The sequence below is a fragment of the Pseudolactococcus piscium genome, assembly GCF_002441695.1.
Lineage (GTDB): Bacteria > Bacillota > Bacilli > Lactobacillales > Streptococcaceae > Pseudolactococcus > Pseudolactococcus piscium.
Genome location: NZ_JXJW01000011.1, coordinates 26,311 through 45,927 on the forward strand (window position 1 = coordinate 26,311; position 19,617 = coordinate 45,927).

Annotated in this window: 19 protein-coding genes; all 19 read right to left on the reverse strand. The window is 38.9% G+C overall.

Features of this window, described 5'->3' with window-relative positions:
- Nucleotides 1-81 precede the first annotated feature (81 nt).
- The gene (locus RU86_RS06310; protein ID WP_096814575.1) at nucleotides 82-2,355 is read right to left on the reverse strand and encodes an ABC transporter permease; all 2,274 of its coding nucleotides are present in this window, start codon (nucleotides 2,353-2,355) and stop codon (nucleotides 82-84) included.
- Entirely contained in the window at nucleotides 2,355-3,050 is a 696-nt protein-coding gene (locus RU86_RS06315; RefSeq protein WP_096814576.1) for an ABC transporter ATP-binding protein, read from the reverse strand. The genes RU86_RS06310 and RU86_RS06315 overlap by 1 nt, the downstream gene beginning before the upstream one ends.
- Before the next feature lie 9 nt (nucleotides 3,051-3,059).
- Nucleotides 3,060-3,836, reverse strand: a complete 777-nt coding sequence (locus RU86_RS06320; protein WP_096814577.1) for an AAA family ATPase — start codon at nucleotides 3,834-3,836, stop codon at nucleotides 3,060-3,062.
- Entirely contained in the window at nucleotides 3,836-3,988 is a 153-nt protein-coding gene (locus tag RU86_RS12060; protein ID WP_179296227.1) for a hypothetical protein, read from the reverse strand. Before RU86_RS12060 ends, RU86_RS06320 begins: the two co-directional genes overlap by 1 nt.
- Nucleotides 3,985-4,755 carry an AvrD family protein gene (locus RU86_RS06325; protein WP_179296228.1) on the reverse strand — a complete coding sequence of 257 codons (771 nt, stop codon included), beginning with the start codon at nucleotides 4,753-4,755 and terminating at the stop codon, nucleotides 3,985-3,987. The genes RU86_RS12060 and RU86_RS06325 overlap by 4 nt, the downstream gene beginning before the upstream one ends.
- 125 nt (nucleotides 4,756-4,880) lie before the next feature.
- Nucleotides 4,881-5,483: a response regulator transcription factor gene (locus tag RU86_RS06330; protein ID WP_096814579.1), complete on the reverse strand. Its 603-nt coding sequence runs from the start codon at nucleotides 5,481-5,483 to the stop codon at nucleotides 4,881-4,883.
- Nucleotides 5,480-7,261: an ATP-binding protein gene (locus tag RU86_RS06335; RefSeq protein ID WP_096814580.1), complete on the reverse strand. Its 1,782-nt coding sequence runs from the start codon at nucleotides 7,259-7,261 to the stop codon at nucleotides 5,480-5,482. Before RU86_RS06335 ends, RU86_RS06330 begins: the two co-directional genes overlap by 4 nt.
- A gap of 326 nt (nucleotides 7,262-7,587) precedes the next feature.
- Entirely contained in the window at nucleotides 7,588-8,172 is a 585-nt protein-coding gene (locus tag RU86_RS06340; RefSeq protein WP_096814581.1) for a dTDP-4-dehydrorhamnose 3,5-epimerase family protein, read from the reverse strand.
- A 298-nt stretch (nucleotides 8,173-8,470) separates the two neighbouring features.
- A complete protein-coding gene (gene rlmD, locus RU86_RS06345; RefSeq protein WP_096814582.1) occupies nucleotides 8,471-9,832 on the reverse strand; it encodes a 23S rRNA (uracil(1939)-C(5))-methyltransferase RlmD in 1,362 nt (453 codons plus the stop codon).
- A 78-nt stretch (nucleotides 9,833-9,910) separates the two neighbouring features.
- On the reverse strand, nucleotides 9,911-10,801 hold the full coding sequence (locus RU86_RS06350; protein ID WP_179296229.1) for a capsular polysaccharide synthesis protein: 891 nt from the start codon (nucleotides 10,799-10,801) through the stop codon (nucleotides 9,911-9,913).
- Nucleotides 10,802-11,505: 704 nt separating this feature from the next.
- Entirely contained in the window at nucleotides 11,506-12,579 is a 1,074-nt protein-coding gene (locus RU86_RS06355) for an ABC transporter substrate-binding protein (RefSeq protein WP_096814584.1), read from the reverse strand.
- Nucleotides 12,580-13,164, reverse strand: coding sequence for a LemA family protein (locus RU86_RS06360; protein ID WP_179296230.1), 585 nt, complete (start codon nucleotides 13,162-13,164; stop codon nucleotides 12,580-12,582). It lies immediately after the preceding gene.
- Nucleotides 13,165-13,228: 64 nt separating this feature from the next.
- A complete protein-coding gene (locus tag RU86_RS06365) occupies nucleotides 13,229-14,062 on the reverse strand; it encodes a TPM domain-containing protein (protein ID WP_096814585.1) in 834 nt (277 codons plus the stop codon).
- Entirely contained in the window at nucleotides 14,052-14,831 is a 780-nt protein-coding gene (locus RU86_RS06370; RefSeq protein ID WP_096814586.1) for an ABC transporter permease, read from the reverse strand. Before RU86_RS06370 ends, RU86_RS06365 begins: the two co-directional genes overlap by 11 nt.
- Nucleotides 14,828-15,628: an ABC transporter permease gene (locus tag RU86_RS06375; RefSeq protein ID WP_096814587.1), complete on the reverse strand. Its 801-nt coding sequence runs from the start codon at nucleotides 15,626-15,628 to the stop codon at nucleotides 14,828-14,830. The genes RU86_RS06370 and RU86_RS06375 overlap by 4 nt, the downstream gene beginning before the upstream one ends.
- A gap of 18 nt (nucleotides 15,629-15,646) precedes the next feature.
- Entirely contained in the window at nucleotides 15,647-16,810 is a 1,164-nt protein-coding gene (locus RU86_RS06380; protein WP_096814588.1) for an ABC transporter ATP-binding protein, read from the reverse strand.
- Nucleotides 16,800-17,714 (reverse strand): UDP-N-acetylmuramate dehydrogenase, encoded by a 915-nt coding sequence (gene murB, locus RU86_RS06385; protein WP_096814589.1) that lies wholly within the window; start codon nucleotides 17,712-17,714, stop codon nucleotides 16,800-16,802. Before murB ends, RU86_RS06380 begins: the two co-directional genes overlap by 11 nt.
- A 92-nt stretch (nucleotides 17,715-17,806) precedes the next feature.
- Nucleotides 17,807-18,694 carry an EamA family transporter RarD gene (gene rarD, locus RU86_RS06390; RefSeq protein ID WP_096814590.1) on the reverse strand — a complete coding sequence of 296 codons (888 nt, stop codon included), beginning with the start codon at nucleotides 18,692-18,694 and terminating at the stop codon, nucleotides 17,807-17,809.
- A gap of 50 nt (nucleotides 18,695-18,744) precedes the next feature.
- Nucleotides 18,745-19,611 carry a homoserine kinase gene (thrB, locus tag RU86_RS06395; protein ID WP_096814622.1) on the reverse strand — a complete coding sequence of 289 codons (867 nt, stop codon included), beginning with the start codon at nucleotides 19,609-19,611 and terminating at the stop codon, nucleotides 18,745-18,747.
- Nucleotides 19,612-19,617: the final 6 nt, after the last annotated feature.

Genomic DNA, 19,617 nt, shown 5'->3' on the forward strand with positions numbered 1-19,617 from the left:
ATACCTGCTAAATCCTATATGATGTATTATACCACTTTTACTGACATGAATAAGTCAATCATTCAGTCTTGATTACACGGATTATTCAACACCCTTAAGTGCCTGAACCCTATCTAAATGCTTGATCCTACTACTGATAAAGACAGTTGTACTCATAGAGCACAGTACAACAATGACTGTTGAGAGCAAGATATTATGCCAGGTCACATAGGATGTATACTCTAGCTTGATAGTACTAAACGTGTTTACATAGGCAGTTAAGAACCAAAAGCCAAGTGGGAGGCCTAACAACCAGCCAATCGCTGTCGTCCCAATATTTTCAAGCATTGTAATCCGACGTAATTCATTTTTCTTAAAGCCAAGCACACTAAGCGTTGCATAATCTCTCGTTCGTTCAACAAAATTTAGCGAGCCTAAATTGTAAAGCACAACAACAACTAAAAGAATGGCAAAGCCTACAATCATTAGAAAGATCGACATCAAACTAGCAACAAAATCATTTGCATTTTTTTCTTGATCTCGCATCTTAATCCGCGAAATGACCTGTTTATCATTTTTAAGGTTGTCAGCATAATCCCTATCTCTGATTAATAACGTACTAGGCGAAAACTTACCTTTTTCTTTTTCAAACAAGGCTTGTTTGATATAAGCGCCTTGATTGGTCTCACTTGTGATAATACCTTTAATTTTAAAGCGATAGGATTTACCATCCAAGTAAGGTGTCACCTCCAACTCTTGACCAACAGTTAACTTAGCACGTTTGGCAAATCCTTTTGTCACATAAATACCATCAGACTTGACTGGATCACCAGACTCGGTTTTCATATTGACGTAATCTCCATCACTGATCACAATTAAGAGACGATTATAGCCATCATCTGGCGTGAATTTTGCTTGCTTAATCTCAACCCATTGGCCTTTGGGATAGTTAGCTTTGACAGCGTCATAATTTGCAATATGAAGTCTGGTATCATAGCTAAAATCTTCATGGTAGGCCTTGTCTACTAAATGATTGATTGATTGTGGCATACCAATACCTGCGATAAGTAGCATCATCCCAAATGCGACACCGATGATCCCCATAAACATCCTGACTTTATTAGACAGCGCATCTCTAATCGCCCAGCGGTGTTCAAAACGTAGTGCTTGCCAAAGTAACCTAAAGCGTTCTAAGATAACTTGACGGCCAACTTTTTGCTTATTCCCTCTCAGGAACTCGGCAGGTAAACCTTGTATAGCATCACGACTTGCTAGGTATGATGCTAAAATACAAATTGATAAGACGAGTAAGATGACAACTACTGAACTCATCGAGTAAGCAATCGTCCACGATGGTACGGCAAACATGTCTTTTTGTGTCCCTAAGACGAACCAAGACATGACTGGCGATATGGCAAGGCCTAGAATTGCACCCGCACTACCAACTAGTAAACCAAAACTCGTATAATGCCAGCCAATTTTCCAGCTAGAAATACCTAGTGCTTTCAAAATCGCGATCTCTTTTTCTTGTGTCTCGATCAACCTGCGAATCGTAGTATACATGGCTAAAATTGCGAGCAGGATAAAGATGAAAGAAAATAGATAAGATAGGTTTCTAATCTGTCCTACTCGGTCAAGGGCATCAGAGACGTCCACTAAGGTATGACGATCGTTATAAGCCACCAACCGTTTACCTAGTATTGTGACTAGTTTGTCACGTATTTTTAATGGTTGTCCTTTAATCTCTAACACATTTGTGTCACCCTGATAGCCCAGTTCATGTCTTAAAGTAGCAGATGAGATATATCCATAGCCATAATCAGCATCGTTAGGTGAAATAAATTCTTCAGTACCTGTAAAGTAAATCCGATCAGCAGATTGAACAAGGCCAAGCACTTTTAGTGAGACTGATCTCCCTTGACTGGTGATAGTCATCCGATCACCAACCTTAAGCTTATTTGCCTTGGCATAGTTAAGATTTAACCATAGTCCGGATTTATCATCTTGTAGTTTCTCACCTTTTACAAGATGTGGCTGTGTTAATTTTGACTGAAAAGTTTCTAAAAATAACTGTTTTTCACGACCGTTTTTCGTATCAGCTTTAACTTGAATTCGCGTCGTTTCACCAGTTTGTTTAACGCCATTTATGGTCTTAATCTCGTCTATATCTTGTTTAGAAAAACCAGTACTCATCACCCATGAGTCAGCAAGACTTGAGTCTTTAATGTAGGTATCTAAACTAACTTCAAGACCATGCCAAGCACCTTGTAGGCCGACAAAAATGAGAATGCTTAAAAAAGCCATCAAAAATACTGAGAAAAATTGGGTCCAATTCTTTCGAAAATCTCTTCTCAGTTTTAGGTTTAAGAATGCCACTATATGCTTACCTCCGATAAAGCAGCTGGACTACTATTTTTTTCAATAGTCGCTACCTCTCCATCATGAAGGCGAATGACTTTATGTGCCAATTTAGCAAATGCTGCATTGTGTGTAACCATGACTACCGCAGTATCACTACTTTCAGATGCCGTACGTAACATCTCTATAATCTTTAGCCCCGTTACAGAATCCAATGCACCCGTTGGCTCATCACATAAAAGTAATTTTGGCTTCTTAGCTAATGCTCTAGCAATCGACACACGTTGCATTTCCCCGCCAGATAATTGTGCTGGAAAGTTATTTTTCCGATGGGACAAGCCAACACTTTCTAAAAAGGGGGCCGCGAGCGCTTGATTACCTGTCAACTGAGCCGCAATCCCAACATTTTCTAGTGCTGTCAAACTGGGGATAAGATTATAAAATTGAAAAACAAACCCAACGATATCTCGTCTATAATCTGACAGTTTTGCATCACTTAAGGCATTAATTTCTGCACCATCAAATAGAAATGTACCACTCGTTGCTTTGTCTATACCGCCTAAAATATTTAAGGCCGTACTTTTACCAGAGCCAGATGGCCCTAAAATAACTGTGAATTCCCCCTGTTCAATCTCAAAACTCACATTTTTTAGCGCTGTTACCTCTTGGTCACCAATCTGATATAACTTACTAATATTTTTAAAACTGATCATCATAACCTCCTAATAGTTTGATATAATTTTTATTTTTTCTTTTAGTGTTGGTTCTTGATATTGTTCAATTATTTTTTGGGAGACAGCCTCTCTACTTTTATTAATTTTTAATTCTGCCAACCTAAGCGCTTCCGGAAGGGGCATAACTAGCGGTAAGTCATATGCCTTAATAATCGTCTCTAATCTATCCAACTGGCTACCACTAGCACGGACAGGTGGCAATCCAATAGTTGTAAAGGCATCATGCAATGCACTGTCAGATAGCCTTCTATACTTTTCAGAAACTGGTCTATGCCCATCAGCAGACATCTCAAATTCAATCGGTAGATGAACTGCATCAGTGTACCATTGTCTTGCATGTAAATTAGCAACTTGCCCATAGGCATTTAAGTAGGTTCTAAAGAATGGTTTAGCAGGAATGCCTAAAATAGCCTTTGATACTCTATGAAAAAATTTAGAACCTGGGTTGATTCCTACCTTCATGCGAACCGTACCGTAAATCCATTCATTAAGTACAGACCCATCTGAGATAAAGCTACCATAATCCTTGTAAAGAACGGTTTCTTCTCGGATACGTTCTTCCAATCTTTTCAGACCAAGTGCCAATAATTCAGTGGCATTCATATCCTCAAATCGACGACCAGGATATAAGCCAGTCAATATTTCTCTAGCAGATTGTGCATTTATCAATGGTATGCCAGTCGCAATCGATAATGCAGTTGTCGTTGTTGTTTTTCCGGTTGAATAGGTACCTGATATAACCAAACGGATTTCTTTTGCAGCCATTATGATATGCCTCCTAGATGTGTCGGGATTTTATGCGCGATATTACCACTAAAAATAACATCCTCATCTATCGTCCCACCTTGCATTTCTAAAATACGCCATTCATCCTCTCCTCTTTTTAAACTGGTACTTTTTACAATCTCACCAATCACCAAGGTAGGTTCAATGTAAGGCAGAGGCCTTTTATTTCTGCTTTTATAGTTCTCATCCACAATGTATCACTGTCACAACGTGTTATCTTATCAAAATTATAAGCCATCACTTGAGCAAATTGAGACACAATAATCAACCATTCGAAAATAGAAATACTTGCACTATAGCGACTTGAAATACCACTATAGATAGGTTTTGAAATACACTGTCTTACGACATCACAATTAGCATACTTTTCCGATAGTAAATCAATATTGGTTAAATCATGTGTCATACTCTTCAGATGGGTTGCGACATAGCTGATGTCAGACTCCGTTTCAGGGGCAACTAAGTCTAAGTCATATCGCCTTAGAGATAGATTAATTTTCATATTCAAGATATGAATCGTAGCCGCATAAGTTTCTTTATCCTGATACATTTTTTTTAACTTGACTGGGATACGATTTAAATCTTCAATTGGTGTCGCCCCAGCCTTTATTTCAAAACTCTCAACAAGCAAGGAATCTAGAGATAGCCATGGTGCCATTTTCTCCAGATACTTCTCAACCATCAGCACTGCTAACACAATACCATCTAAGCTACTCAAATGAGGTGTCACAACAACATCTTTCTTCTTTGACCAGCATGAATCCTGGTGCAAGGCAACGTAGCCAATAAAGTCACCTGCTTCTTCATGTAAATCAAAAATTTCTGAATAAGTTGTTTGTTTATGCCCTAATCCAAAATAGCGTTCATTATAGTTTCCTAAAATCTTATCAACTAGCATGCTTGAAACCTCCATCGTAAAATACATCATTAAAATTAAATAGACTCATATTCCAATCTTATATTTTTATATAAAAAAAGACATCCGTATTTACCGAATGTCATTTTGCGGAAAGGCGCATTTATTTAAACAAGCTTTAATTTCAATCCCTCTCGAACTGCTCCGATACGAGAATTAACGCCTAATTTTCGACAGATATTTGAGACATGCGTCTCAACTGTTCTGCGACTGATGAACAGCGCGTTGGCAATCTTTTCATTTGTGTATTCTGCGATTAGTAATGACAACACTTTACGTTCAACATCAGATAATAAGGCATGTTCTGTATGTGCTACAAGAAACTCTGGCAGAATATGATTGCCGGCTGCAACACTAATAATACAGCTAATCAGTTCATCATAACTCACTTCTTTTCTTAAAAAAGCTTTAACCCCTAATTCCAGTGCCCGTTTATGTAATAGCTCTTCATAAAATCCAGAAATCAGGATAATTTTTAAGTCTGTATGCCCCATTTCTCGTATTTGCTTGATTAGCTCAAAGCCATGCATTTCTTTAAGCATTAAATCCATGATAAGGACATCTATTTGCTTATTTTTTAAGCACATGATTAAACCTGCAACATTATCATAGCTACCGACAACTGTGAATTGATCTACTGATTGTAATTTTTCTTCTAGACCATGCAGCACCAACTGATGATCGTCTATCAAAGCTAATTTTATCGTCATTTACTCGTCTCCTTCATCTCTGGGATCGTAAACCGTATACATGTCCCATTAGCAGTCTCAATAGCTAGCGTACCGTTTAACAATTTCAACTTTTCTTTTATCTTATCTAGTCCAAAATGGTTATCTGTCCTGATCGTCTTTTCTTTGACAATAAAGCAACCATCATCTGTTATAGAGAAACAATAAGCATGGTTAGCTTCTGAAATTGACAAGGTGATTTCCCTTGCTTGACCATGTAGTATACTATTGGTCATTAATTCTTTAACAGATCTAAGGATAAAATTACTCACTTTTTCTGACAACTGTAAGTCTATCACTTCTATTTTTAGGGTAATTAAGACCGGATATTTTTTTTGTAGCTGGCTAGCCATATTAGCTAGGGCATTTTTCAAGCCTAATTCTTGAATCATTAAAGGATAGACATCCGTACAAAGTTCACGCAAGAGATAAATCGTCTCTTCTAGTATGGCAATAGCTTCAGGGTCTGTTTCCGAGACAGCTTCTTTTTCCTTTAATTTTCTAATGAAATAGACGATATCTTGAATTAAGGTGTCATGAATATGGAGAGAAATTTTTTCTCGCTCCTCTTCTGCAACTAGAAATGCTGATAAGTCATCACTTGTGCGCTTATCACGTCGAATAAGAGAGATCATCTCGATGATGATGGACAGTAAGGCATAAGTAAGTAAAAACCCATATATGCCCACAATATAAAGGGGTACATAGTGACTTAATAAAATCAATAGGATGATAACTAAGGTAGTACTTGCTGTTATGATCAGATAAAAAACTTGATAAGGCAATCTATATCTAAAGATAAAACTCTTTGCAAGCGTCAATCGATGAAAAAGTGCCATGACAGGTATAATCAAAAAAGGGATTACGACAGAAAAAGGTGCTGCCCAACCTAACTGTAACAGATAACAAAAGAGAAATGGCAGTGTACTCAATAGGCTGAGTAAGACTAAATTAGCGTCACTACTCTTGTTATCTTTTTTTAGGACATGGCCTAGACTGATGACCAATAAGGATACAAACAACATATAAAATATGCCACTATTTAAATACTGAATAACTTGTATTGGCATATCAAACATCAGATTACCCAATAAAAGGATGCTATTGATAAGTAAGACAGCAAGGCAAAACAAAGCAGTTTTATTGCGGTTTAATTGTTCTTTTATGATATATGTCCGATAAGAAAAGACACAGATGAACAACGGAAAAAACGACATCATCAGGATGAGAATACAACGTGCGACTGTATTACCAGTACTTGACGGAACGATGGTGAGTAAGGTTACTATCACACTAACGACAAAATAATAGAAATAACTGCTTCTACGACTGATAATCTGTCTTTGACTGTACCATCCTAAAAAGATCAACATGACGATGACAAGCATTAAGAATTCAAAGTATCGCTGTAAGTTAAGCTGATTCTCAATGAAGGTATAAGAGATTGTTTGACCACCTCTCTCAACCGTCACCTCCCTGGCTTGCTCAATAATCAGCCATTTTTTAACGCTTGTTTGATTTTCTGGTAGCTTACCATCTATCCTTACGATGCTATCACCTGCTAGTAGACCTGATTGAGTTGCAGCACCATCATGTTGTAGGTTATTGATCTGCCATTGATCAGAATTTTTGGTAACACTTATGCCAATATAGGCAGGAGATGACATGGTAAAAAAATAATAAAAAGCAAGACAGGTGACAAGTACAAAAACTAGCCAAGTCTGATATGCATAGTTTATTTTTTCTTGCTTACGGTTCATTTACTGACGCTACCTCCCTATCTTTATTTTGATACTGTAGGGATAGATCCAAACTAACACCTACGCCTACGACCAATTTATGCCCAAATAAGCGATTAGGCTGTTCATATCTAATCCTAGCTATCTTAAGCCTTTAGTTACTACTATAGCATACATTGCGTTATTTCCAAATCAAAAAAACAGCTTGAGTAAGTTATGATAACTACTCAAACTGCTTTAAAAAAGCGTAGACTAACTGCTTTCCTTATTTTGTCATAGTGCCAATGGCAATAAACGATAGCACTTAACTATCACGGTAGACCCATCACGCGCCTCCGATTCCCTATTTATAAGGCTTCTTCAGTTTGCAAATCAAGTATTGCCTTAAGCGTCGGTGCCTTGGCATCTTTTTCAGATACCTGATCTAAATTGCTTGGATCGAGGGTGATAGGCCAATCAATACCAAGTGCAGTATCGAGGGGTGTTAAAGCAACACCCGACATACCAGGCTGCCACTCATTATCAAAAAAGTAAAGATATTCAGTATCGTCATCAAGGGCTTGGAAACCATTACAGACACCTTGTGGCACAAAGACTTGAACACCAGGTGTCAAGTTGACTGTGACCACTGCACCAATCGTTGGACTATCGGGTCTAGTATCCACGTAAACACCAAAGGCTGACCCATGGGCCACAGTGACTAATTTGGCCATGGCCTCACCATGAAGACCACGTACCGCACCACGCTTAGTCCGTGTTAGATTTACTTGACGCCATGCTGTTACAGTATCAGGTAAGAAAGCAGTATAACTCGTCTCCCGGTAAAGTTCTCGCACGGTGCCACGATCATCCGTCACCATCTTGGATTGAATCACTTGTAAGCCAGCTATTTTTCCAGCTTCTGCTAATAAAGGGTCAATATGTAAGGTCATGTTTGCTCCATCTCTTCTTATTTAATACTTATTATGACAGGTTTCTTGGTAAATTTCAATGATTAGGTGAATAGTAGAAAAAATAAAATGAATTGTCTAAAAGTTGAAAACAACAAAAAAAGAGACCCCAAATCCAAATCTGAAATCTCTCATTTATAAAAACTCTAAGCCTTTTCTTACTTCTTACTTATCAGCACAAACTTGCAGGAAAGTGGCTCCCGAGGCAAAAACAGAAAGTGGCATAGTGCACCACGTTCTATCTTCGCCTATCGTTCGCACATTTCCTAAACGCTAGTTCTTAGCTTTTCGTCAATAACCCAACCAACTCTACATGATGCGTCTGCGGGAACAAGTCAACAGGTTGTACTTTGTCTAATGTATAACCGAGGGCTTCAAAGCGGACGACATCTCGTGCAAATGTTGCGGCATTACATGAGATATAGACGATGCTACGTGCGCCTACAGCTGCTGCTGCATCGATAAAGGTCTCGTCTAGGCCTTTACGCGGTGGATCGACTAAGATGACGTTAGGTGTGATCCCTTGTGCTAGCCAGTCGCTCATGGCCTTCTCAGCCTTGGCAGTCACATAGGTCACGTTTGTGATGTCATTTAGCGCTGCGTTCTTCTTAGCATTTGTAACAGCTGCCTCGACAACCTCAACGCCATAGACGTGTTTGACCTTATCCGCAAAGGAAAGACCGATCGTACCGATTCCTGAATAGGCATCGATCACGACGTCATCCGCTTTTAAGTCAGCAAAAGAGATCGCTGTTTGATATAAGACTTCTGCTGCTGCTGTATTGACCTGATAAAATGACGGTGCTGAAATTTGATAGTCACGGCCTAACATCTGATCTGTAATGTAGTCTTGTCCGTAAAGGATTTTCCAGTCAGTGCCAAAAATCGCATTACCAGTCGATGTATTGACATTTTGCATGACTGATTTGATGGCTGGGAAAGCCGTTGTCAACTCAGTTAAGAGATTCTCTACCTTGAAAAAGGCTGCTTTTCTCGTCACAAAGATGACCATGAGTTCACCAGTAGCATGTGCCCGACGGACAACGATATTGCGGATAAACCCAGTATTTTCTCTTTCGTTATAGGCTTTTAAGCTATACTTTCTGATTAAATCACGCACCGCAAGGACGATCGTATCAATCTCAGGATTTTGGATATAAAAGCTTTCCACCGGCACTAAACTATGTGTATGTTTACGGAAGAATCCTGTTTCAACAACACCATTAATGGCACGGACAGGAATACTGGCTTTGTTTCGATAGGCAAGTGTCTCCGGACTAGGTACTGTTTCAAGTACTGGAAAATCAACTTTACCAGCTGTTTTACGTAATAATTCACTGATTTGTTTACGCTTAAATTTCAACTGCTCAGAGTAGGCCAGATGACCAAAATCAGCGATACCAGTTCTGAGATAATCCAGGTCAATATCGCTGACACGATGCTCAGATTGGCTTAAATAAGTCTCAACCTTACCAAAACCAAATTTCTTACTTGTCTTAAGGACGCGCATCTCGATTTTCTCACCTGGCAGTGCGTTCTCTACAAAAAAGGGATAGCCGTCAACTTTTACAACACCTGCACCCTCATGCGTTAAATCTATTACTTCTGCTTCAAAAATATCATTTTTATTAAAATTCGTCATAGCCTTATTATAGCATATCTTATTAGCGCACTGTTTGCTTATTCTGCGGTTAAAGTTAAACTAAATAAGTTTTCAATCCTATTTAATTATTATTTTTTCATAAATAGTCAAATGGTTGTCTTTATTTTTAGGTGGTCCAAACTTCCATGACAATTTGATTAAATCAAAATCAGTATAAACCTCAGACATGATAGAGGCTGTCGCTTCATCTGATAACTGGTACTTGTAGCCATCAGCCAAGAAATCTCCCGGATCATGTTTATGAACTGGTAATTTTTCCATTTCATGGCTTACCTCTGGCAGGAATTCGAGAGTTAAATCAATTAATTTATCTAGTTGCAAATAATGAATTACCTTAGTATAACGTTGCCAGTAGGCATCATTCAGTAATTTCAAAGCTTCATAAAAATAGATATTGGTACCACCTAAAAAATATAACTGCCAATCACCTTGTAATAAACCATGATCACTAGCAATAGGTAGACTTTTAGTTGCCCGATATGATAGAAATGGATAGTCAAATATCTCATGGGTAAGCGGCTGATTTATCCATAAAGTAGCATCGACCCATATACCACCATACGTCGCTAAAAGATTAATTCTTATTTGATCAGAAAAGTGAGCATGACTCATCTTACCGGATTCAAACAAAGCGATAATTTCCGGTCTAAGTAACACATAGTCTTTAAAATTAGATTGATCAACATTAATAAACTTTGTCTCTTTAGGAAACTGTTGCTTCATTTGTTTGATACATTTTTTAACTACACCTGGTGCTTCATCCATTCCTTGCCACCATGAATACCAAACTGTTTGATTCTTAACATAGCGCTTTTGATAGTTGGCTGAAATATCAAAAAGTTCGGTGGATAATACTTTCCTTAACTGTAACTTCACGTTGTGATAACATTTTTTTTCAAAGAAAAGGCTACATTTAAATAACCATTTCTTGATTCCTTTAAATGGCATTAAGATGGCTAACCATCTCAAGTGACAAGATATAATTCTTGGTAGGGTAAGTCTAGGTGACCAATAAAATATATCGGGTATGTTTAACTTATAAATTCTAACGATTGTCTTTAGCATATCACGCATTAGTTGTCCTTATATTTCTTTTACTGTAGATTAGTTGCTACTAAAAAAACAAAACTTGAACTTGACACATACCTTGTGACTTAATCTTTAGTTAATGCTAAAAAGTGCCTACTCATAGTTTTTGTTTAATTAGAACTGATTTAATTTTAGGGATCCTAATCTATCAATTTGTGATGTTTTTGTCATTACTATATGCGTATCTTCGTCAACTATAGGTATGATTTAATTACAGGTCATAAAGTGAAATAAACTATCTTTTTCACTTTAGTGTTTTCCTTAAGTATACCTAAGGAATTACAGCTTGTCAATGATTTGATTACATTTTATGAAAAATAAACATTTGATAAAATTGTCATTCAAAATATTTTCGAAACTGAACTATTTTGCCTATGAGACTAACTGTAATAATTGACCTTATTTGGACAATAGAAAAAGCAAGCACCGAAGTACTTGCTTATAGCCTTTAGCTATTTCCTAAACGATTTGACAAAGAGCCTTTAGCTATTTCCTAAACGATTTGACAAAGAGCCTTTTTAAAATTAAATTTTGCCTTGTTCCAGATAACAGAATAAAAAACGTTATTTCCGATACATCTTAATCGATAAAAATAAGTCATTATAAATACCTAAGTATTCTGGTCCTAAATTTTTATAGACTTCCAAATTTTTCATCGCTTGATCACTCGGATAAAATGCCTTATCATCCAGAATCTCTTTTGGTAGTAATTTTTTAGCTGCTGCATTTGGTGTTGCATAGCCGACATACTCAGCATTTTGAGCGGCATGCTTAGGATTTAGCATAAAATTGATAAAAGCATAGGCAGCCGTGAAGTTTTTAGCTGTTTTTGGAATGACGATATTATCAAACCACAGATTTGAGCCTTCACTGGGCACCACATAGTGCAAGTCCTTGTTTTGGCTGACCATCTCAGAGGCTTCTCCAGAAAAAGTAACCGCAGCTGCTGCCTCATTATTAATCATGTACTGCTTGATTTCATCAGCAACGACTGCCTTAATGTTTGGTGTCAAGTCCTTGAGGCGATCATAAGCCTGATTCAGCTGACCCATATCCTTACTATTTAGACTACTGCCCTGTTCATTTAGGCCCATGCCAATTATTTCACGCGCCCCGTCGATTAGCATCAGATTATCCTTGTAGTCTGATGACCACAGGTCTTTCCAATGCGCTGGTGGCGTTTTGACCAGCTTATCGTTATAAACAATCCCTAGTGTTCCCCAGAAATATGGGACCGAATACTTGTTGTCCCGGTCAAATGGCTGATCTAAGAATTTAGGGTCAATATTTTTCAGCCCTTTTATTTTACTGTAGTCCAGTGGATATAGAAGTTTCTCGGATTTCATCTTATCGATCATATACTCGCTGGGAATGGCGATATCATAGGTTGTCCCACCCTGTTTGACTTTGGTATACATGGCTTCGTTTGAGTCAAATGTCACATAGTTGACCTTGTAGCCTGTCTCTTTTTCAAACTGACGCAATAGTGCGTCGTCTATGTAATCTCCCCAGTTATAGATGGTCAATTGATTATTGATACCCGAGCTACCTTTATCTGCTGAAAGTTTCACGGACAAGCCGCCTAACAGGGCAATGATGGCGATGATACCACTGATAAAGTAGACTAATCTCTTCATTTATTTCTTGTCATTACCGAAGTCAACAGAAGGTGTATTTTTAGCAGACTCACTGGCTTTGAAGAACTCTTTTTTAGTGGCACCACGCATGCCTGCGACGATAGATGTTGGGAATAAGGTTACTTTATTATTATAAGTTTTAACGACATCATTATAACGTGTCCGTGCAACAGCAATCCGGTTTTCTGTACCAGCCAATTCATCAGCTAACTGTGTAAATTGTTTGTCTGCTTTGATATCAGGATAGCTAACTTGGAGACGTAATAAGCCATTAAGCGCTGAAGATACTTGATCATTAGCAGCTGCTTTGTCAGTGACTGTTTCTGCTTTTGTCATAGCACTTTGGGCAGTTGAAATTGCTGTGAAAATCTTTTCTTCATGTGCCGCATAGCCTTTGACAGTTGATACTAAGTTTGGTATTAAATCATTACGACGTTGGAGTTGTGTATCGATATCCGCAAATGCTGAATCAACACTGTTTTGTTCTTTAACAATCCCGTTGCCGATTGAGAAAAAGGCAATGATGATCACAACCAATACACCGATGATACCGACAACAATACTATTCTTCTTGATAAATTCCATTATTTTCTCTTTTCTATTTATAAAGTCGCTTTAAAACTACTTGCTTTAAAGCAATGCAAGATGACTATCGACCGGCACCACCACCTGATGATGACCCGCCGCCAAAACCGCCGCCACCTGATGAGCCACCACCGAAGCCGCCTGAGCCGCCGCCGTAACCACCACCTGAACCGCCGCCACGATTATTGAAGAACAACATCAAGATCCAGAGTAAGATATCCCCATGGCCAGTGACGATGAGGCCCAGGACCACAGCGATAATGAGACCAAATAAGATCAGGCCACCGATTGGGTTGCTGCTGGCGCGTTTTTGGCGTTCTGGTGCATCATTGGTTTCATTATGAGCTGGTGTATCTACCGCCGGTGTGGTGCCTGTCAAGACACCCGTAAGGGCGGCAGTCGTTTTCAAGACAGCCGTATCATAATCCCCTTTACTACGATAGGGAACAAAATTATCATCTAGGATACGACCTACTTTACCATCGTTGAGGTCACCTTCAAGGCCTTGTCCAACTTCAACCCAGACCTTTTTTTCATCTTTAGCAATCAGCATCAGTAGGCCATTATCACTTGCCTTGTCACCAATGCCTGTTTTACTAAATACAGTGTTAGCATAGGTTTCGATCGATTGGCCGCCCAGAGAGTCGACCGTCAACACAATAAATTGTGTCGTTTTACGATCATCTAACTCACCTAGGGACTGGTTTAAGCTGCTTTTAGTCGACTCACTTAGCATCTTAGCCTTGTCATAGACATGGGTATTGGCTTGCCAAGTCAGTTTTGGAATCGGATCTTTACCTAGACCTTTACCTGATTGACTAAAAAAAGCAAGTAGGCCACCGAAAGCGAGGATCATAACCGTAATCAGGATTATTTTTCTAGTAAAATTATTTTTCATCTGAACTCCTCATAATCATATAATACCCGATTACAAGCAAAATTGAAAGCATAAACACGAGAGCTGATAGTGCATTGATCTCTAACGAGATGCCATGACGTGCTCTTGAGTAGATTTCGACTGATAAAGTAGAAAAGCCATTACCTGTTACGAAAAAAGTAACCGCAAAATCATCCAAGGAGTAGGTAAAAGCCATAAAAAAACCAGCGATGACACCTGGTGTCAAAAAGGGTAAAATCACTTCGCTCAGCGTTTGGCGCTGGCTAGCCCCTAAGTCATAAGCCGCATTTACCATGTCCTGATCCATTTCTTGAAGTCTAGGTAAAACCATCAACACAACGATAGGAATAGAAAAAGCAATATGCGCTAGCAAGACCGATGCAAACCCCAGTTTAAAGCCCACTGATGTCATCAAGATCAGGAAACTAGCCCCGATCATAACATCTGGTGAAACTAATAACACGCTATTTAAAGCTAATAAGGTATTTTGACGTCTTGCCTTGGTCTGGTGGATATAAATCGTGCCAAAAGTCCCGATAATTGTCGCTAATAAGGCTGACAAAAAGGCAAGGAAGAAGGTTTGCACGACGATCAAAATCAACCGACTGTCAGCAAATAAGGCCTTAAAATAGGTTAAGGTGAAGCCAGTAAAGGCGTTCATGTTACCATTCTTGTTAAAGGCATAGAAAATCAAATAAAAGATTGGCAGATAGAGTAAGGCAAAGACAAAAATCAGATAGACCTTTTCAAATTTAAACTGTCGTTTCATGATTTATCCCCCCTCTTGCGAGTCAAGAACATGACGATAAACATCGTCACAATCAACACCATGCCGATTGTTGCACCCATTCCCCAATTTTGTGTGACTAGGAAATGTTCTTCTATGGCAGTACCAAGCGTAATCACACGATTACCCCCGATGAGTCGCGTCAACATGAATAAGCTTAGACTAGGAATAAAGACAGCCTGTACACCCGATCTAACCCCATTCATAGACAGTGGAAAAATAATCTGGGTGAAATTTTGAAACCGTGTTGCGCCCAAATCATAGCCTGCTTTAACCAGATTCTGATCGATATCATCTATGGCATTAAAAATGGGTAAAATCATAAAAGGTATCTCAATATATGAGGCAACAAAGATGAAGGCAAAATCTGTAAATAGTAATTGTTGGCTACCGATACCAAAGAAGGATAAAAATTGATTAACCGCACCTGATTTACCAAAAATACCGATGAAGGCATAGGCTTTTAGTAAGAGATTAATCCAAGTCGGCAAGATAATCAGCATCAACCAGAGTTGCTTATGTTTGAGTTTTGTTAAAAAGTAAGCTGCTGGATAACTAACGACCAGTGTCACAAATGAGATGATCGTCGCATAAATCACTGAATTAAGTGACATCTTCAAATACGTCCAGCTAGTAAAATAGGTTGCATAATTTGCTAGCGTCAGTTGATTATGAATATCAAAAAATGATTTATAAACCAACAAAGCGATTGGCGCTAAAACAAATAAAAAGAGCCAGAGACAGTAAGGTAAAGCGGATAAATAAACTTTCTTAGTCATGTTTGATATGGGTTGTTACTAGTCTTTTGTACCATCGACTACCATCTCCTCTTCTATTGCATTGATGAGGCCAGCCTCAATCGTTTCTTCTTCTACATATTCTTCAATCCGCGCATCAAAATCTTCTTCCGTCTCATTCAGACGCATGATATGAATATCTTCTGGATCAAAGTCAAGTCCAATGACTTCGCCAACAATGGCTTGACGTGTCGAGTGGATCATCCACTCTTGCCCTAAGTCGTCCGTAGCGATGATTTCATAATGCACCCCACGAAATAGCTGGGTTTTAACGCGAACAAGTAGCTTACCTTCATCTGGTAACGTTAGGCGCAAATCTTCAGGACGTATGACAACATCAACGGCTTCATTTTGTCGCATACCACCATCGACGGCTTCAAACTTTTTGCCATTAAACTCGACAAGATAGTCACTCAGCATGATGCCTTTAACGATATTTGACTCCCCGATAAAGGTCGCGACAAAGCGGTTAATCGGTTCATCATAGATATCGACTGGTGTACCAGATTGGATGATTTCACCTTCATTAATAATGAAAATCCAGTCACTCATCGCAAGGGCCTCTTCTTGATCATGCGTAACAAATATAAAAGTAATCCCTAGTTTTTGCTGTAGGGCACGCAGTTCATATTGCATTTCAGTTCGCAGTTTTAAGTCAAGGGCACTTAAAGGTTCGTCTAGTAGGACAACCTTAGGTTGGTTGATGATGGCTCTTGCAATGGCCACCCGCTGTTTTTGACCACCGGATAATTTTTGAATCCGTCGATGTTCAAATCCTGTTAGCCGAACTAGTTTTAGTGCTTCCATGACACGCTTTTCGATTTCATGCTTATCGATCTTGCGTATTTTGAGTGGAAAGGCGATATTATCAAAGACGTTTTTATGTGGTAAAAGTGCATAGTTTTGAAAGACTGTATGGACATCGCGTTTATTAATCGGCACATCATTTATTCGCTCACCATCAAGGTAGATATCCCCACTAGTCGCATCAGTCAACCCAGCGATGATATTTAGAATCGTTGATTTCCCAGACCCTGAAGCACCGAGTAGGGTATAAAACTTGCCGCTTTCAAGTTCAAAGTTGATATCTTTTAGGATTAACTCCCCATTATCATCAAAGGACTTTGACACATTTTCAAATTTAATGATCGGTTTATGCGTCACGCGTCTCTTCTCCTAATATTCTAACTTCTGGCTCTAATCTCACACCAGAGGCTTGTTCAACTTGCTTAATCACATCAGCAATCAAGGCTTCGTAATCTTTTGCTGTGCCATATCCTAAATTAATCATAAAGCCAGCATGTTTTTTAGACACTTGTACGCCACCGATTTGATGTCCCTGCAAGTTGGCATCCTGGATTAATTGGCCAGCAAAATAGCCGACAGGTCGCTTAAAGACTGATCCACAACTTGGGTAGTCCAATGGCTGTTTTAACTCACGTAGATGGGTCAAGCGATCCATCTCAGCTTTTATCAGCTGATGATCGCCAGCTGATAGGGAGAACTTGGCAGAGATCGCGATGTAATGCTCGCTCTGTAAAAGAGATTTACGATAACCAAACTGCAAGTCTTCTGCACTGATGACCGAAAATTCTCCTGTATGATCCATGACCTGGACACTAGACAAGATATTAGCCACTTCACCACCGTAAGCACCAGCATTCATAAAGACTGCACCGCCGATAGATCCTGGAATCCCACAGGCAAATTCAAAGCCAGTCAAAGAATTAGCTAAGGCTAATTGGGTTGTCTTGATTAAGTTAGCACCAGCTTGTGCTTCGATGACATAGCCATTTGCTCGGACAGCATCCATTTTCTCAAGTAAGATGACAAGCCCACGTATCCCACCATCTCGAACGATGAGATTACTGGCATTACCAAGCACGATAAAAGGAGTCAGTGTCGCATTTGCAAGCCTTACGATTGCTTGTAACTGTGTTTTGTCAGTTGGAAAGGCTAGAAAATCAGCAGACCCACCCACTTTTGTATAGGTATAGTTGGCAAGTTTCTCATCATATTTTATCTCAATATCAGGTAATTTTTCATTTATCTCTAGTTTAGTTAACATTTGAACTCATTTCACAATATTTTTTAATCAATAACATAAAAAGCTGGATATTACACACCTTTTTAAGCTGATTGTATCATCTGTAATCACTTCTATTTTATCATATTTCTGGTTTTTTTGATCACTATAATCTGACCGATGATAAAGACGATGATGGCCAACCAGATGGCAAGGAATCCATATAAATTTTCGAATTTAAAGGGTTCATGAAAGAGAAAGATAGCAATCGCTAACTGAATCGTCGGATTGAGATACTGCACAAAACCAACGACATTCAGTGGTGCCCTTTTCAAGGCTTCTGAAAACAGCAATAAAGGAATTGCCGTAATGATCCCTGATATTAATAGCAGGCCTAGTTGACTTGTACTATAGTCTAGCAAGTTATGTTTGGCAAAAAAGAAGAGGTAGATCAGAATAAAAGGCGTGATCACAAGCGTTTCGACGAGCATGGCAACATCACTTGATAGCATAACATTTTTCTTGATAAAACCATATGTCCCAAAGGATAAAGGTAAGATGATGGATATAATTGGCAGGTGGCCTCCTTGCACTGCAAGGATGACCACGCCACTCACTGCTAAGAATAAGGAGATTTTTGTATAGTTATCAAGCGTTTCTTTTAATAATACAACAGCTAGTAGTACAGAAAACAAAGGATTAATATAATACCCAAGACTAGCTGCGGTAGCTTGATGGTGCGCGATAGCATAGATATAAACAATCCAGTTGATTGAGATGAGAAAACTTGCTGCTACCATACTAACAAGTTCTTTTTTATTGACAACAAGTTGCATCACTTCTGTCTTTAATTTACCAACTTTACCAAAGACAAAAAAATAGACCACCATCGTCAGCATGGTCGATAGAATCCTATAAGAAAAAACATCATAAGAATCAACATCTCCTAATAATTTCCAAAATAAAGATAGAAATCCCCAAGAAACATAGGATCCCACTGCTAATAATAATCCTTTTTTCATATTTTTCCTTTACTTAAAGTTTAAAAAACTAAGGTGAACAAATCGTTCCCTTAGTTTTTAACTTGTATACCTCTTGTATCGACTTTTAACACAACTAGTCGACCAGCTAATTTTTCTGATAAGAGACTTGCTTTTATTTTTTTAATCACGTCTGGTGTTGCTAAAACCATGACAGTAGGTCCTGCCCCTGATAGATAGGTTGTATAAGCACCGAGCTCTTCGGCCAGTTGACGGATTTTTTTAAACTCCGGGACTAGTGGACTACGATAAGGTTCATGAAACCTATCTGCTGCCATCAGTTGACCAGCCAACTTTAAATCTCCTGTTAAGAGCGCGGCGATGGCAACATTTGATATAGCACTTGCTGCTACTGCTTCCTTATAAGCAAACTCACTTGGTAAGACACGGCGAGAATCTCTTGTTTTTAGCTCATATTTAGGGATGAAGGCAAGTAAGCCGGTGGGAGGCATTTTAGCCGCCACATAGCTCGTCTTACCAGCAAAGCTTTGGGCAATAACAAGACCACCAAAAATAGCCGGCGCCACATTATCTGGATGACCTTCTATTTTTGTCGCGATGGCTAACTTCGTGTCAGCTGTTAAATCCAGATGTCCAAGTTGGTTGGCCAACTCTATCCCAGCCACAATGACTGAACTTGATGACCCAAGTCCTCTTGCTAAGGGAATATTGCTGGTCATCTTTAGCCGATGAGGGAGTAGATCTGGACAAACTTTCAAGGCCGTCTTGATTAAGAGATTTCGCTCATCGCTAGGCAATTTCTTCCCTAGACGATGCTCTATCTCCCAGTTACTTGATGGCTCAAGCACCTCTATATTTAGGTAAAGCGATACTGCAAGACCAACCGAATCAAACCCTGGCCCAAGATTGGCTGATGTCGCTGGCACTGAAATTATCAAAGTCAT